Genomic DNA, 14,595 nt, shown 5'->3' with positions numbered 1-14,595 from the left:
TGCCCCCCTTGCCTGTGCTCTGTTTCGCTAATGGTAAACCGTAGTCACGTCTCTATCTGCTAAACGATTTTCTCCCTTATCGGGATCCAATCCGTTATCCATTTCATGAATCATTCGAATCAGCTGCTCCTCTTCAAGCGGATGGTCTCCGTCCAGAACCAGCAATAGCTCCGATTTGGCCATTTTTGAAACGGCTGCCCGGCTGATTTCCTGTCCAACGGTTTGAGGGTAACATATAATAACGGAGCGGGATAAAGAACGAAGGGCTCGAATGTTGGGATTCGAGGAGCCGTTGACAATAATAAAAACCTCATCAATCGGAAGCCGGTTCAGCAGCTTTAGGATGCCGCCGATATGCTTCCTTTCGCTCCCTAAGTTAACAATGACAGCTACGGAGCGGTAAGTCGGTAAAAGGAGCCATTTACGAGACGGCTTTTTCCGGGCAGACATAAAGCCTTGCACATATCCTCTTGCCGCATTGATATAGCGACTCCACGGCTCTCCGGCCAGATTAAGCGCCTCAACCCGTTTCACCCAATACCGGTTCAATGTTATTTTCTGCAAAGGACCGCTCTCGATAGTATGCAGAGCGGCATCTTCTCTGCCTGCGGACCATCCGATCCGGTAAAAAGGAGATTCTTGTAAAAGGGGGAAGGCTGTTTTTTTTCTTACTGCTTTTGAACGTGAAGCCGCGTTTTTATTATCCCCCTTCTTTGCACGCCGGCTGACAGACCCCTTTCGCAGCTTTTGCTCTTTGCGTCTATGGCGTGACGCTCTCCTTGTTGCCGCTTTACGTAATGGCTTCATGCTTCATTCAGCGCCTCTCTTCAGAGCTTACTTCATATAGCACCTTTTTCAGACAAGAGCTAATATGTTCTATATCGTTGGCGGTTAGGCCAGCATAGCTCGGGAGGTTAATTCCTTGGGCGCAAATTCGGTTGGCGACTGGAAATTCGTCGGCTGCTTGCAGGTTCTTATAAGGCGGCAGCGTATGCATCGGATAGAAGAAAGGCCGGGTTTCGATTCCCATCCGGCGAAGCCCGTGCATAACCTCATCACGCTGCTCCTCTGTGAACTCGTGGAATACGGCGCTGAACATCCAGTACACATTCTTAGCCCAAATCTTCTCTACAGGAAGGGTGATAGCGGTGCAATCTTGCAAATTTTCAATATAATGACGGGCGCTTTGAATCCGTTGACCGATATGCCATTCCGCCATTTCCAGCTGTGCACAGCCGATGGCCGCTTGAATGTTGGTCATCCGGTAATTGTATCCGATCACGGGATACCAGTAGCGCCGGTTTGGATCCATCCCTTGGCCTTTCAAAAGCCTGATCTTGTTGGCAACGGAATCATCATTCGTCGTGATCATTCCGCCTTCACCTGTAGTTATAATTTTGTTGCCGAACAAGCTGAAAATAGCGGTATGCCCCAGTGAGCCTACCATTCTATTTTTGTATTGCGCTCCTACGGCTTCGGCCGCATCTTCAATTACGAACAGGCCGTGACGCCGGGCGATGTCCATAATCGGGTCCATATCGGCGGGATGGCCGTACAGATGGACGGCAATAATTCCTTTCGTGCGAGGTGTTATTTTGGCCTCTATGTGCTGAGGACATAGATTCCAGGTGTCAGGTTCCGAGTCGACAAATACCGGCGTTGCCTTGCAATAAGTTACCGCGTTAGCGGTAGCTACGAAGGTAAAGGTCGGTATTATAACCTCGTCGCCTTCTTCCACGCCATGAGCCAATAAGGCAAGATGCAAGGCGGTCGTTCCGTTGCTGCAAGCCATAGCGTGCTTCGTTTGGCAAAACTCGGCGAATCCTTGCTCGAACTTATGAATATAGGAACCGTTTGAGGATATCCAGGTCGAATCAAGACAATCCAATACATAGTCTTTTTCGTTCCCGTTTAAGGCGGGAAGTGCAACGGGATATAAAATGTCCACTACGAATCTCCCCCACATCGTAACTGATAATGAAGCATTCTTTACTACTATATGCGTGGAGGGAGATAAGGGACTCGAATGCAGCGGCATTTCCGGCCCAACCTGAGAGGATAGGTTTGAATGCCGTGGGGGAAGCTGGTAATATGTTTGCCTTTAAATGGATGAGTCTACTTTATTATCAAAATATGTATTGATCTATCGGCATGTACCGTGGCGGTGAACAAGCAGTAACATATTAATATAGTATCTTAAATTAAAGGAGTGATTTATATGGCATTCATAGGTCCACCTGGACCTCCAGGACCTCCCGGACCAACGGGACCGACAGGGGCAACCGGTTTGACTGGAGCTACCGGTTTGACTGGAGCCACCGGCTTGACGGGGGCAACTGGCTTGACTGGAGCCACCGGCTTAACAGGCGCAACTGGCCCGACAGGCCCGGCAGGCCCTCCAGGACCCGCAGGAGGCCCTCCAGGCCCGACAGGTCCAGCAGGCCCTCCAGGCGCTCCAGGCGCTCCAGGCCCTGCTGGCCCAACCGGTCCAGCAGGTGCAACAGGCCCAACAGGTCCAACAGGGTTAACAGGTGCAACAGGTCCGACAGGTCCGACAGGTCCAACAGGCTTAACAGGTGCAACAGGTCCGACAGGCCCGACAGGCCCGACAGGCCCGACAGGTCCAACAGGGTTAACAGGTGCAACAGGCCCGACAGGTCCAACAGGCCCAACAACAACGGTTATGGGTACTCGAACTTCCACTGCACAAACCATTACACCGGGAACGGAAGCTACGGTTCTTACACTTACTGGTGTTCCGACAACGGCTAGTGCAAATCAGGTTAAGGTTGACGCTGAGTTCCAGGTGAATGTTACTGGACTTGTAGCCGTTGGATTTAATGTTATTGCTAGATTGTATAGAGATTTTGGCGGCCCGAACCAGCTATTGCTAGCAGAACAAGTAAACAGCGGTGTAGTTGAAATTATTACTGCTATCGTAATTCCAGCTATAGTTTCGGGAGATGTCACAGCTGTCGATAATTTGGCTGCTCTTGCTCCAATTACTGAATCCTATACGCTGAGAATTCAAGTAGACTTGCTTGTCGCTGTGGCTGCAACCGTAACGGTAACCAACAGAGCAATCAATGTTGTCGTAGGTTCAGTCGCTCCAGCCTAATACGCGTCATCGCATAGCGTTTATCCAAAAAAAGTCCCGCATCTTCGGATGCGGGATTTCTTATGTATCCATAACGAAATGTCCAATCCATTATTATCCAAATTTCATAGAATATAGGGATACGAATCAATAGGAGGTGATAGAAATGCGATTGAAGGATATCCAGACCTCCTATGATGTGATCTTTAGTCTCGGAGGTAATTGCGAGCCTGCATGGCATTTGAAGCGGCTTAATTTACGAAAGTATGCGGGACCGTTGGATTGGAATTTATCTCCTTCACTCTCGGATGTGAACAGGCTGCTGTCCAACCGCTTTCAACATTTCATGGAACTGAATAATCTATTTTTACCTGGTGGTGTCGATTATGTATTTGATGACGGGGAGTATCAAACGTCGAATTCCCTCTATGTTACGGATGCGTACTATAATATTATTACGGTTCACGATTTTCCTAATACCGCGGACTGGATGAACATGTACCCTGCCATTAAAGGAAAATACAATTATCTTGCCACTCGATTTCTGGATAAAATCGCAAACAGCCGATCCCTGTTGTTCGTAAGGTGGTCGAACGATTCGAGAGAAGAAATCGTCCAGCTGCAAAGCATTCTATCCCGCATGACGAAAGGCCGGTTCCATATTCTTGTTGTTCAGCCATTAGAAAGTATGGAGGGCTATGTGGAGCTGGATTGGGGAATGAAAGGGGTCTGCGTGCTTCAGGCTCATCAAGCTCCCAATATATTTGTGAATGTGCAGCTTTGGGATCAAATATTCAGTGGAATGAGATTGAAATGAGATCGAACAACAAAGCAGATAAAATGAAGAGGGCTATCCCTTATTGTTCGGACAAAGGGATAGCCCTCTATGGGTTAAAAGATCCGTTTATTTCTGCCGGGGACGCCAAAGACAAAGTTGTAATCGGGAACGTCGTACATAACAACGGAATTGGCGCTTACCTGCGCTCTGTATCCCACCTTTTTCCAGGGGGTGACCGTAGAGTGGCTGGCCAGGAATACTTCATTCTGCAGGACGGAAAATCCGTTCACCGTGGCGTACGGGCATAGGATGGAGAAGTCTCCCACCTTGGCATCATGACCGCAGGAGGAATAAAAATTCATCATGACATAATTCCCTATTTCCACATGATCGCTTACGGTAACGAAGGGACAGAGGATGACGCCTTCCCCAATAGTTGCGGTCGGCGCAACGATGGCTGTCGGGTGGATGAGAGTAAGGAATTGTGCCCCCCGCTGCTTTAGCTGCGTAACGACCCGCTTCTTAATATCAATATTGCCGATGGCAAACAAGAACCGGTCATTCTCCTGAATGTCATAGGTGTTCTCATCGCCAAGTATCTTTGCCTTAGTACGGAATGAATCCAGATCATGAGGGTTAGGCGAAAGAAATCCTTTGATTCTGTATTCGTTCTCCGGAAATGCATCCTTCGCCCACAGATAAACTTCCCGTCCGAACCCTCCAGCGCCAACGATAATAATATCCAGCATACGGCAACACTCCTTTCATAGCCAAATCCTGTCTCATTCTAAATGGTTCCGTTATCGACGTGGATTACCGTTCCGGTTATGGAGCGTGCATCCTCCGAGAGGAGAAACGCCACCGTGTTCGCAACGCTTTCCGGATCGGTTTCCTCCTTTAACGAGGTTCTGCCGTAGATTTTGTTTTTTTGCTCCTGGGACAGCGATTCGCTCATCGCAGTTTCCATGAAGCCGGGGGAGACGCAATTGGAGCGGATGCCCAGGCTTCCCCATTCTCTGGCCGTTCCTTTTGAGAATGCCTCCAGCGCGCCTTTGCTCGAAGCGTACATGCTTAAACCTTTATAACCGGTATGAGCGCTTACCGAAGAAATATGAACGATAGACCCCTTTGTTCTGTGGAACAGCATATCCCGGATAGCATACTTGGTCAGCAGCATCGGGGCGAACACATTGACCTGAAACATCTGCTGCAGCGCATCCGTATTGATGTTCGTAACGATATCGTCATAGGCCATTGCGGAGTTGTTGACCAGGCCATAGATTGGCCCAAGCGGCTTCAGATGCTGCAAATAAAGCTTGCGGATCGATTGGAGCTCGCTTAGATCATAGCTCAAATGGTGGTACCTCTCGGGGTACTTCTCCCGGAACGATGCGGTAGCCTCGTTTTCCTTCCTGCTGATTCCAACAACGCGATAATTGCCTTCCTTCAATAGCGTCTGGACGATTTGCCGCCCCAAGCCGCCTGTATCTCCGGTAACTATGATGGTTTTCATGTCCTCACCTTTTTGCCTGTTCGAGATTTAGGTAATTCGTTCACAAAATGAAACAGCCGGGGGATCTTCCAAGCTTGCAGAGTGGACACCAATATGTTTCTAATTGAATCCTCCAGCTGCTGCTCGTCGTATCCGGATGCCTTCACAATGTCTGCAACCAATATATTGCCGGTAATGCGGTTATGCCTCGCTTTCACGAGCACATCCAGGACCCCGTCTACGGTCTTGATTTGTTCTTCCACCTCATGCGGGTTTACTTTATAACCGCCGATATTGATCATCTCGGTTTTTCTTGCAGCGAATACGAATCTATGCTCGTCAAGAAGCGTGACTGTATCCCCGGTGTGATACCAGTCCCCGTCTGCCAGGGACACCTCCTCGGCGGCACCCAGGAGGCTTTTGTGAATAAGCAGCTCCCGGTCGTCCGAGATTTTAACAAAGGGCCGGAGGGACTCGTTGATTTCGAATATTTCCCCTACGGAGCCGAACAAGCTTCCCGCCTCGGTCGAGGCGTAAACATTTCTTATTTTCGCATGGGGCATCACTCTGCCAAGGTCTTTTAGGACGTTCGAATCGAACTTCTCTCCCCCGACTGTAACAATCCGTACGTCCGGCAAAGGATGCTCCATGAAGGGCAGCAGCGTTCTGTAAAATGTCGGCGTAGCGGAAATATTGGTTACTCCATATTTCAGCAGGAGAGAATGAACTTCATTCTTATCGGTATCGAAGATATACAGCATCGGATTGCGATTGAAGAATGCCTGGAAAAAGACTTGGAGTCCGGCAAAATGGGTCGGGTTAAAAGAAAATGCCCAGACATTGTCCTTATATCTGGGCCCTTGTTTTACGCTTCTTGCTATGGTGGATAAAGAATGGGTCACTTTCTTCGGCCTGCCCGTAGTTCCTGACGTGTAGATCGTTACGCTCCATCGCTCTTTGGCTGCATCGATTCGAGTGCATAGCTCTTCGAAGTCCGCGATGGGACGGCCGCCGGTTTCAGTCTCTGATACCAGCATGCTTGGGCTGACGCCGAGACGGCTCCTTTCGCTTTCCGAGAAATTGGAGTCGAGCATTTCAACGCCGATCCCGTACGCCATGCTGTGAACTAACTCCAAAAAGATATGGTAGGGATTATCGTAGAAAATGCAGCGCCTGCAGCCGTTCTTCGCGTTCATGTCCGCTATTAAATCCGCATAGCTTTTTTTTATTCCGCGCGCTTCATCTATCCAAAACAGACTCATAAGCTTTCGCTCCGGGCTATTTTTTGTAAAACGTCTTGTATTGTATCTACGTTCCCGTCCTCAAAAACATCAACGCCGAATTCGTCCTCAATCCGAACCGTAAATTCAGCTAAATCAAGCGAATCGAACTGCAGATCGCTTCTTAACGAAGCCGCTGGATCGAGAGCCTCATAACGCCCTCTCGGGTTTTCCTTTTTGTTCAATATTTTATTAATGATGCGAAGCAATTGGTTTTCCATGGCTATCTCCTTCGAATGCTTTTAATAACCTTATAATAATCACGGGCTACATCGCTCCACGTTCTCTGAAGGGAGCTGCTCAATGCGGAAGCTTGAATAGCCGCCAAGGAGCTGTGGGAATAGATCAGCCTGTAAATGGCTATGGACATCTCATAGACGTTGTATGGGTCAAACGGGATAAACGGATCCATATCCGGTACGACTTCCTGTGTAACTCCGATTTTGCTTACGGATACCTGCGTTCCCATCAGGAGCGATTCCAGAATCGGAAACGGGATGGCTCCTTCGAACAGCGTCGGCACGATGGTGCCCTTGGCATACTTGTACAGCGAAGGGACGTCGTAAATCGGCATCCGGTTTTGGGAGAAGATGATACTGCCCTGCAAATCGGGGTATCGGCGTAAAATGGCTGCTATTTCGGCGCTGTTAGGTCGATGAACATAATCGTCGGTCAAGAACAGGCGGGTTCTATTCTCACGGTTGGACGCTTTAAAGTACAGGAACGCTTCGATAAGCCGTTCATGGTTTTTGTGCAGACGAATCACCGACGGAAATACGATGTACTCGTCATACAGATTGTATTTTTGCCTGAACAAGCTTTCGTCGTAGGTGCCGATCGCGTGGTACTCTTCAATCGGCGGCGCGAAGCGGACGACGTGGGTTTTATGAGATGGAATTTGCAGAAACCGCAATCCTTCATTATTACGTGTAAATTCGGATTGGAAGAGGACGGCTTCGGCTTTGCCCGCCATGGCGGAAGCAACCCGTTCGATCTCCATGCACCACTGAGGATTTTTGTCGTAATACATTTCTTTGAAATGAAGATGAACCATGTCATGCAGGCACAGAATGATAGGCTTCTGCAATTGCAGCGCCGACTCCAATCCCACGTAAGGAATAATCCATGCATCGACATGGACATGGTTATTGACCCATTCGATATCCTGAAATGCATGAATAAACACTCGGTTCGGGAATTGAGCGGCAAATTTGCCGAGGGTCTCTACAAGATGCGAATAGTTCATTTCGAAACAAACAACATCTATGACGACATCTTCGCTATGAAGCAGCAGCCCTTCCAGCAATCTTGCAATGAACCGCCCGATTCCTTCGCCATCGAGAGAAATTCGCATCGGATATCCAAGATAGAACCCGACACGGGTCGTTCCATGACGAAAGATGAAGCCTTTGCCGGACGATTTATTACGTCGGTTCATCAAATGTGTACTTGGAGCCAACGACGCTGGAGGGGGCTCGTGAGTCATCGGCGGATAGGGAGAAGATAAAGCGCCGATGCATTCAGCCGATATCAAGAAGCTTTTGAATAATTTGCCTCTCGACAAGCCCCGGTTCAAATGATAGATATGACTATCGAGACCAGGCAAATCCGGTTTGCGGCCTAACAGTTCGTAGTAAAGAGCATAGATGAAATGAAATTCATTGTAGCCGTACAATCTTTGCATGTGATCGGCGATGAGAATACGGTCAGGCGATCCGGCTTGCTCGGGAGGAACCGGCTGCTGATATAAATGCTCGGCTTCTTCGCTTTGGATAATGGAAGCAACTACCTCAGCCTTAGACATGCTTGCAGCCAGACTACTAAGATGAGTATAATAACCCGCAGCATCCGGTTCCCGTTTCAGTAGTTGCCGATAGACTTCCCAAATGAAATCCTCATTCCCCAGATGAAAAATGGGATATAAAATTTCGATGATTCTTTTGAAGCCTCCCTGAAACAGCAATGTTTGATAATAGTTGTTACGTATTCTTAATTGAAAAATATCCATCGGGTTTCCTTTCCCTCCTGTTGACAAGAAGACGGTAGCTATCCTTTTTTTCTAAATTCTTCTTACTAACATATGTAACGATAGGATTGATTGAAATAGACGCTTGTATTAACTTTGGAAAACGCCGGAAGCATGGTCTAAGGGACCTGCGGATAAAAGGGCGTCAGCTCCATTCTCTTCGTCCACACAGGCCGCCGTACTTGGCAATATGATAGTCGATGTAGAAGTATGCTCAAAAGGAGGCCGACTGATGAAGGAACCTTCCGTCATCTTTAATGAAGAACCGCGTGTAGCGAAATACGAGAATGTCTTATCCGGCTGGGAGTGCCGCCAATTGATCGAAATGGCCAGAAACCAGCTGCAGCCGGCTCAGGTTATCGGTGAAAAGGAAGTCATTACTTCGGAATTCCGCAAATCTGAATTCGCCTGGTTTACGCATCAGGCTAATGACGTTGTGAAGCAAGTAACGGAGCGGGTCGCTTCCATTATGGGACATCCGCTTCACTACGCCGAAAATTTGCAGGTTGCGAGGTATGGGGTTGGAGGCAGATTCGGTGCGCATCTGGATACTTACGATTTGTCGTCCGTTGCCGGCAAAAGGTTTTACGAGGAAGGAGGGCAGCGGCTATATACGGCGCTCATGTATTTGAATGACGTCGAAGAAGGCAACGGAGGCGAGACCTATTTTCCCAACCTCAATTTCGAAGTGGCTCCGACGGAGGGGACGCTGCTCCTCTTCCATAACTGCTACCCAAATAGCGCCACACCGCACCCTCTATCCATGCACGGCTCAAGAGAGCTGAAAACCGGCGAAAAATGGATTGCCACACTATGGTTTCGTGACCGCCAGCAGTACAACGGGGCACAAGATTCGGGTCCCTATGTGATTGATTATTCCTATGCGGAAGAGGAAAAGAAGAGCGAACCGCCAACGGCTGTCGAGAAGCCTGTCCTCCAACAGGAAGCAGCGGGCAAAGAACAAGCTGCCGTGAAACAGGAGTCCCCTGCTCCCGACCACGTCTCAGTCAAGAAGCAAGCGATTCCTATCATGAACACTTCGGCAAAGAGAGAATCCTTCTCTCAATCCGGAAATGTGAAGGTAAGAATCGTCGAAACGGAAAACGAGCTGACAAGGGACATTCATATCCGAAATGTTCAGATTATGCACGACAGCTTATCCGATTTGGATAAAATTCATTTAATTCCCAATTCGGTCGAAATGATGCTCGGCGCATTGGGGAGCAGCATTGCGGAAGCTACGGTTGCCATCGCCGCCGACAGAGGTATATCGGTACAATCCGTCGAGGTCGAAGTGAACGGACAGCTTGATAGGTACTCAGGCTGGTACGGAGCGTCCTATGTTCCCGCCTACCTTTCTAGTATTTCCTATACGTTGAACATCGTGTCTTCGGAGTCGGAGGATACGATCCTGAAGCTGCATAATGCCGTGCAAAGAACGAGTCCAGGCTTGCAGCTCATTATTGACCCGCAAAAAGTGAATGCATCTTTTGTTCATAAAAAAGAAAAATAACAAACACCGATCCCATGCTCCAAGGAGTATGGGACATTTTTTACCACACTTTATCGGACATAAGCCAATTTTTACAATACGACGGTATACGTCCATATGCTCTTGTCTGTAGGAGAATATCTTGTTACTAGAGTGCAGAAACGAGAACCAGAGATAAGTAGGTGGGAAAGGAGTCGAAGTTCATTGAGAGGAGTCATTTTGGCCGGGGGGACAGGAACAAGGCTTCGTCCATTGACGAACATAGTGAATAAGCATCTCCTGCCTGTCGGAAATTATCCCATGATTCATTATGCTATCGAAAAGATGGCATCGCTCGGAATTGAGCATATTCTGCTCGTCATTGGCAAACAATCGGCGGGCTTATATACGGAATATGTCGGAAGCGGACAGCAATGGGGAGTCAACATTTCGTACAAAATCCAGGAACAGGCTGGCGGCATTGCTGAAGCGTTGGCGTTGGCGGAGGATTTTGTGTCTCCCGGTGAGAAAATGCTCGTCATCTTGGGGGATAACCTGTTTCTGGATGATTTAACCGATGCAGTAAACGAGTTCGAGAGGATTGCGAACGGGGCGCATGTGTTTCTAAAGCAAGTGCCGGATCCCAAACGGTATGGTGTTCCTGTATTGAATAAAGGGCGCATTGCGATTATTGAGGAAAAGCCGGAACAACCGCAATCCGATTACTGTGTGACGGGCATTTATATGTACGATTCCAAAGTATTCGAAATTATACGTACCATAGAGCCTTCGGTAAGGGGAGAGCTGGAAATCACGGATGTGAACAACGTGTATGCGGCAACGGGACAGCTGACATACAGCATATTATCGGGATGGTGGCTTGATGCGGGGACGCACGCTTCATTGCAGCAAGCAGCCGTCCTGCTGACGGGGCGTGATCAGGAGTGACGACGGTGCTTGTAACCGGGGGAATGGGCTTTATCGGCAGCAGCTTTTTGCAGTACTGGATGAAGCGGCATCCCAAGGATCGGGTGATCAACTACGATTTGCTTACGTATGCGGGAAACCCCGCCAATGTCGAGGAGATCAGCCACCTGCCCAATTACCGGTTTGTAAAAGGAGACATCACGGATCTCGCTTTGCTCGAGAAGGTGATGAAGGAGGAATCGGTCGAGCGGGTTGTCCACTTTGCCGCCGAATCGCACGTTGACCGAAGCATTCTGGATCCGTCCTGCTTTGTCACGACCAATGTGCTTGGCACCCAATGCCTGCTGGAAGCTGCCAAGCAATGCGGAGTCGGCCGTTTCATCCACGTCTCTACCGATGAGGTATACGGAAGCTTGGGAGCGGAAGGGTACTTCAGCGAAACAACCCCGCTCGCGCCGAACAGCCCGTATTCCGCAAGCAAAGCCGGCTCGGACTTGTTGGCGAGAGCTTACTACGAGACGTATGGCTTTCCCGTCCTCATTACCCGCTGCTCGAATAACTACGGGCCCCGCCAGCTCCCAGAGAAGCTTATTCCTGCCGTCATTACGAAAGCGCTGGTGGATCAGCCGATTCCTCTGTACGGAGACGGCCGCAACATCAGGGATTGGCTGCATGTCGACGACCATTGCTCCGCTATTGAGAAGGTAATCGAATGCGGGGTGCCGGGCCAAGTTTATAATATCGGCGGAAACAATGAGCGTACGAATGTGGAGGTGGTTTCGCAGATTTTGCGAACGCTGGGGAAGCCGGACAGCTTGATCCGGTACGTCTCCGACCGGCTAGGACACGACCGGAGGTACGCGATCGACTCTTCCAAAATTCAATCCGAGCTCGGATGGAAGCCCGCCTATACGTTCGAACGAGGGTTAGCTCAGACGGTGGAATGGTATGCGAATCACAAGGACTATTGGCTTCGGCCGAGCAATACCACAGTAAAGCGTAACGAAGCTGCGGAAGAAAGCGGTGACGCGGAAGGAGCGTGAGTCGATGAAAGTTTTGATTACGGGGGCAGGAGGACAGCTCGGGCACGATTTGATTCGGGTACTGTCCGGCAGCCATCAGCTTTTCGCTCATACGAGAACCGACCTTAATATAGCCGATGAACAGGCGGTCTATGCCGCCATCCGGAAAGCGCAGCCGGACATCATTATCAACGCGGCTGCTCATACGAATGTCGATTTGGCGGAGCAGCAGGCCAATGAAGCCTATTTGATCAACTCCATCGGAACGAACCATGTGGCCAGGGCGGCAGCGGAAGCCGGTGCGAAGCTGGTCCATATTAGTACCGATTACGTATTCGACGGCTCCAAGCGGACCCCTTATACGGAATCGGATCGGCCTAACCCGATCAACATCTACGGCAATTCCAAGCTGCATGCGGAGAAATTCGTGGAGCTTGCCTGCGAGCGTTATTTCATCCTGCGCACCTCCTGGCTCTATGGGAGAACCGGCAGCAACTTTGTGACGAAAGTAGCGTCTCTCGCCAGGCAAAAGGAAGAAATATCCGTAGTTGACGACCAGTTCGGCTCCCCTACGTATACGCTGGATCTGGCCCGCTTTATCGAGCAGTTGATGCAAACGGATCATTACGGATTGTACCATGCCTCCAACCGCGGGTATTGCTCCCGCTTCGAATTTGCTCAGGAGATTCTCCGCACACTGCAATTGGAACATGTCCGTCTTGTGCCTGTAAGCTCGGACGCATTCGTCACACCGGCGGAGCGGCCCGCCTATTCCGTTTTCGACGATGAGGCCATCCGGAGAAATCGGCTGCCGAGGCTCCGCCCTTGGAAAGAAGCGTTGGTCGATTTTTTGCTTAACGATTATAACAAAGAGGAGTCGAAGTCATGATCGAAGGGGTTCAGAAAAAAAATCTCGTGCTGCATAGCGACGATCGGGGCTATTTCATGGAACTACTGCGCGAGGACGACGCGATCTACGGACGTTTCGGGCAGGCTTCGATCTCGATGTCGTATCCCGGCGTTATCAAAGCGTTTCATTACCACAAAAAGCAGGATGACATCTGGTTCTTTCCAGCCGGAAGCGCCCAGGTCGTTCTTCACGATATGAGGCCGGATTCCCCGACCTATCGGCAAACGGATGTTTATTATATGGGGGATAATAACCGCTATCTGCTGTTCATTCCCCGCGGCGTGGCGCATGGATACCGCGTGCTGGGCAATCAGCCGGCGACCATCGTCTATTTCACGAATCTTGCTTACGACCCGCAACAACCCGACGAATACCGGATCGATTGGGACGATGAAACGATCGGATTCGATTGGAAAACCAGGAATCGCTAAAGACCTTAGTGACCCGGAGTACGGAGGAGGCTGAAGCACGTGGCTATCAAAGCAAAGCAAGGCAGGTCGGAGGCAAGAAAAAGAGCGCTAGGTGGCGCACGCAGCGGACGGGTGAAGGGCTATCGGTTTGGTTTCAGCCACGGTTTTCATACGGGCCGGTGCCAGGCTGTAATGAACCGTATTCCCGAGAGAATCGAGAAGAGACGCGCAGTCAAAGTGATGTATGTGCAGGAAGGAACGCCTGGGTTCCGTACGCTGGATTTGGGCATTATTCATACGCTGGGCGACATGGTGCAGGAGCTCCGCGTCGTTTATTCCTCGGATTTGATCGAGGCGGCCCAGCAGTTCAAGCCGGATCTCATCCTTGTGCTTAACGGTATTTTCCAGGTTAGCAATGAACAGCTTGAACAGCTTAGAGCACTTGGGCTCCGTACCGCGGTGTGGATTATGGACGATCCGTACTTTATGGACGTGACGACCCGAATGACACCGCTCTATGACTATGTGTTTACGTATGAAGTCAATACAGTACCCTACTACAAGAGCCTCGGCTGCCCTCAAGTCCATTATTTGCCCTCAGCCGTCAGCAGAGCCGTTATATCTCCGCGCTATGTAGAGAAGGAGTACCGTTCGGACGTTTGCTTTATCGGGCAAGGGTTTCCTAACCGGATTGCTTTTTTTAACAAAGTCGTTCCGGCGCTGAAAGGGGTTCGGCTCTTTATGGCGGGATACGGCTGGAATTTTCTCAAAAACTACGCGGATATAAAGAGATATGTCAACCTAAGAGGCGTGCTGTACGACCAAAATATCATGCACTATGCCGGCGCCAAAATCGTGATTAATTTGCACCGGATTACCAATCCGGCTAGCAGCAAATTCATTCAGCCGATGTCGCTCAATCCGCGGACGTTTGAAATCGCCGGAAGCGGCGCCATGCAGCTGACGGACGTACGTAGCGAGCTCCCTCGTATGTTTACTCCAGGAGAGGAGTTAGCGACTTTTTCCACTCCGGCGGAGCTGGTCGAGCGGATTCATTATTACTTGCAGCATGAGGAGGAACGTGAACAAATGGCGCTCCGCGGCTTGTCGAGGGCGCTTAGCGATCACACGTACGGACACCGTCTGGAGGAAATGCTGCGGATTATTTTTGGGGAATAGGTG

Annotated in this window: 16 protein-coding genes; 8 read left to right on the top strand and 8 right to left on the bottom strand. The window is 49.8% G+C overall.

Going from position 1 to position 14,595, the window contains the following annotated elements; genetic code table 11:
* Positions 1-27: 27 nt before the first annotated feature.
* From DVH26_RS27800 to DVH26_RS27790, 3 genes are all read right to left on the bottom strand, one after another.
* Complete coding sequence (locus DVH26_RS27800) at positions 28-807, bottom strand: glycosyltransferase family A protein (protein ID WP_239627801.1); 780 nt, start codon at positions 805-807, stop codon at positions 28-30.
* Between the two features lie 7 nt (positions 808-814).
* Positions 815-1,948 carry a DegT/DnrJ/EryC1/StrS family aminotransferase gene (locus DVH26_RS27795; RefSeq protein ID WP_275590426.1) on the bottom strand — a complete coding sequence of 378 codons (1,134 nt, stop codon included), beginning with the start codon at positions 1,946-1,948 and terminating at the stop codon, positions 815-817.
* Positions 1,949-2,297: 349 nt separating this feature from the next.
* Positions 2,298-2,678 (bottom strand): hypothetical protein, encoded by a 381-nt coding sequence (locus DVH26_RS27790; protein ID WP_239627798.1) that lies wholly within the window; start codon positions 2,676-2,678, stop codon positions 2,298-2,300.
* Between the two features lie 5 nt (positions 2,679-2,683).
* Here DVH26_RS27790 and DVH26_RS27785 point away from each other — a divergent pair, with 5 nt between their 5' ends.
* Both DVH26_RS27785 and DVH26_RS27780 read left to right on the top strand, forming a co-directional pair.
* Positions 2,684-3,118, top strand: coding sequence for a hypothetical protein (locus DVH26_RS27785; RefSeq protein WP_239627796.1), 435 nt, complete (start codon positions 2,684-2,686; stop codon positions 3,116-3,118).
* A gap of 145 nt (positions 3,119-3,263) precedes the next feature.
* Complete coding sequence (locus DVH26_RS27780; protein ID WP_239627794.1) at positions 3,264-3,914, top strand: DUF1796 family putative cysteine peptidase; 651 nt, start codon at positions 3,264-3,266, stop codon at positions 3,912-3,914.
* 74 nt (positions 3,915-3,988) lie between these two features.
* Here the strand turns inward: DVH26_RS27780 and DVH26_RS27775 are convergent, their stop codons facing one another.
* From DVH26_RS27775 to DVH26_RS27755, 5 genes are read right to left on the bottom strand one after another with little or no spacing between them, the layout of a single operon-like run.
* Positions 3,989-4,624, bottom strand: coding sequence for an acetyltransferase (locus tag DVH26_RS27775; protein ID WP_239627792.1), 636 nt, complete (start codon positions 4,622-4,624; stop codon positions 3,989-3,991).
* Positions 4,625-4,662: 38 nt separating this feature from the next.
* A complete protein-coding gene (locus DVH26_RS27770; RefSeq protein ID WP_239627790.1) occupies positions 4,663-5,388 on the bottom strand; it encodes an SDR family NAD(P)-dependent oxidoreductase in 726 nt (241 codons plus the stop codon).
* Positions 5,385-6,629: a class I adenylate-forming enzyme family protein gene (locus DVH26_RS27765; RefSeq protein WP_239627782.1), complete on the bottom strand. Its 1,245-nt coding sequence runs from the start codon at positions 6,627-6,629 to the stop codon at positions 5,385-5,387. Before DVH26_RS27765 ends, DVH26_RS27770 begins: the two co-directional genes overlap by 4 nt.
* On the bottom strand, positions 6,626-6,868 hold the full coding sequence (locus DVH26_RS27760) for an acyl carrier protein (protein ID WP_239627780.1): 243 nt from the start codon (positions 6,866-6,868) through the stop codon (positions 6,626-6,628). Before DVH26_RS27760 ends, DVH26_RS27765 begins: the two co-directional genes overlap by 4 nt.
* A 2-nt stretch (positions 6,869-6,870) precedes the next feature.
* On the bottom strand, positions 6,871-8,655 hold the full coding sequence (locus tag DVH26_RS27755) for a DUF4214 domain-containing protein (RefSeq protein ID WP_239627778.1): 1,785 nt from the start codon (positions 8,653-8,655) through the stop codon (positions 6,871-6,873).
* Positions 8,656-8,905: 250 nt separating this feature from the next.
* Between DVH26_RS27755 and DVH26_RS27750 the strand changes: the two genes are divergently transcribed.
* The 6 genes from DVH26_RS27750 (at position 8,906) to DVH26_RS27725 (ending at position 14,592) form a co-directional block, all read left to right on the top strand.
* Positions 8,906-10,186 (top strand): 2OG-Fe(II) oxygenase, encoded by a 1,281-nt coding sequence (locus DVH26_RS27750; protein WP_239627774.1) that lies wholly within the window; start codon positions 8,906-8,908, stop codon positions 10,184-10,186.
* A 183-nt stretch (positions 10,187-10,369) separates the two neighbouring features.
* On the top strand, positions 10,370-11,092 hold the full coding sequence (locus DVH26_RS27745) for a sugar phosphate nucleotidyltransferase (protein ID WP_239627773.1): 723 nt from the start codon (positions 10,370-10,372) through the stop codon (positions 11,090-11,092).
* The gene (rfbB, locus tag DVH26_RS27740) at positions 11,089-12,114 is read left to right on the top strand and encodes a dTDP-glucose 4,6-dehydratase (protein ID WP_239627770.1); all 1,026 of its coding nucleotides are present in this window, start codon (positions 11,089-11,091) and stop codon (positions 12,112-12,114) included. Before DVH26_RS27745 ends, rfbB begins: the two co-directional genes overlap by 4 nt.
* Before the next feature lie 4 nt (positions 12,115-12,118).
* The gene (rfbD, locus tag DVH26_RS27735; RefSeq protein ID WP_239627769.1) at positions 12,119-12,982 is read left to right on the top strand and encodes a dTDP-4-dehydrorhamnose reductase; all 864 of its coding nucleotides are present in this window, start codon (positions 12,119-12,121) and stop codon (positions 12,980-12,982) included.
* Complete coding sequence (locus DVH26_RS27730; RefSeq protein ID WP_239627766.1) at positions 12,979-13,434, top strand: dTDP-4-dehydrorhamnose 3,5-epimerase family protein; 456 nt, start codon at positions 12,979-12,981, stop codon at positions 13,432-13,434. The genes rfbD and DVH26_RS27730 overlap by 4 nt, the downstream gene beginning before the upstream one ends.
* Positions 13,435-13,473: 39 nt before the next feature.
* Complete coding sequence (locus tag DVH26_RS27725) at positions 13,474-14,592, top strand: CgeB family protein (RefSeq protein WP_239627764.1); 1,119 nt, start codon at positions 13,474-13,476, stop codon at positions 14,590-14,592.
* Positions 14,593-14,595: the final 3 nt, after the last annotated feature.

Origin of the sequence: Paenibacillus sp. H1-7, assembly GCF_022354825.1 — a bacterium.
Taxonomy (GTDB): domain Bacteria; phylum Bacillota; class Bacilli; order Paenibacillales; family NBRC-103111; genus Paenibacillus_S.
This window is presented reverse-complemented; position numbering and strand designations above follow the sequence as displayed.

Coding starts and splice junctions, on each gene's coding strand:
- DVH26_RS27800 (WP_239627801.1), bottom strand. CDS start 807: ATGAAGCCATTACGTAAAGCGGCAACAAGGAGAGCGTCACGCCATAGA.
- DVH26_RS27785 (WP_239627796.1), top strand. CDS start 2,684: ATGGGTACTCGAACTTCCACTGCACAAACCATTACACCGGGAACGGAA.
- DVH26_RS27780 (WP_239627794.1), top strand. CDS start 3,264: ATGCGATTGAAGGATATCCAGACCTCCTATGATGTGATCTTTAGTCTC.
- DVH26_RS27775 (WP_239627792.1), bottom strand. CDS start 4,624: ATGCTGGATATTATTATCGTTGGCGCTGGAGGGTTCGGACGGGAAGTT.
- DVH26_RS27770 (WP_239627790.1), bottom strand. CDS start 5,388: ATGAAAACCATCATAGTTACCGGAGATACAGGCGGCTTGGGGCGGCAA.
- DVH26_RS27765 (WP_239627782.1), bottom strand. CDS start 6,629: ATGAGTCTGTTTTGGATAGATGAAGCGCGCGGAATAAAAAAAAGCTAT.
- DVH26_RS27760 (WP_239627780.1), bottom strand. CDS start 6,868: ATGGAAAACCAATTGCTTCGCATCATTAATAAAATATTGAACAAAAAG.
- DVH26_RS27755 (WP_239627778.1), bottom strand. CDS start 8,655: ATGGATATTTTTCAATTAAGAATACGTAACAACTATTATCAAACATTG.
- DVH26_RS27750 (WP_239627774.1), top strand. CDS start 8,906: ATGAAGGAACCTTCCGTCATCTTTAATGAAGAACCGCGTGTAGCGAAA.
- rfbD (WP_239627769.1), top strand. CDS start 12,119: ATGAAAGTTTTGATTACGGGGGCAGGAGGACAGCTCGGGCACGATTTG.
- DVH26_RS27730 (WP_239627766.1), top strand. CDS start 12,979: ATGATCGAAGGGGTTCAGAAAAAAAATCTCGTGCTGCATAGCGACGAT.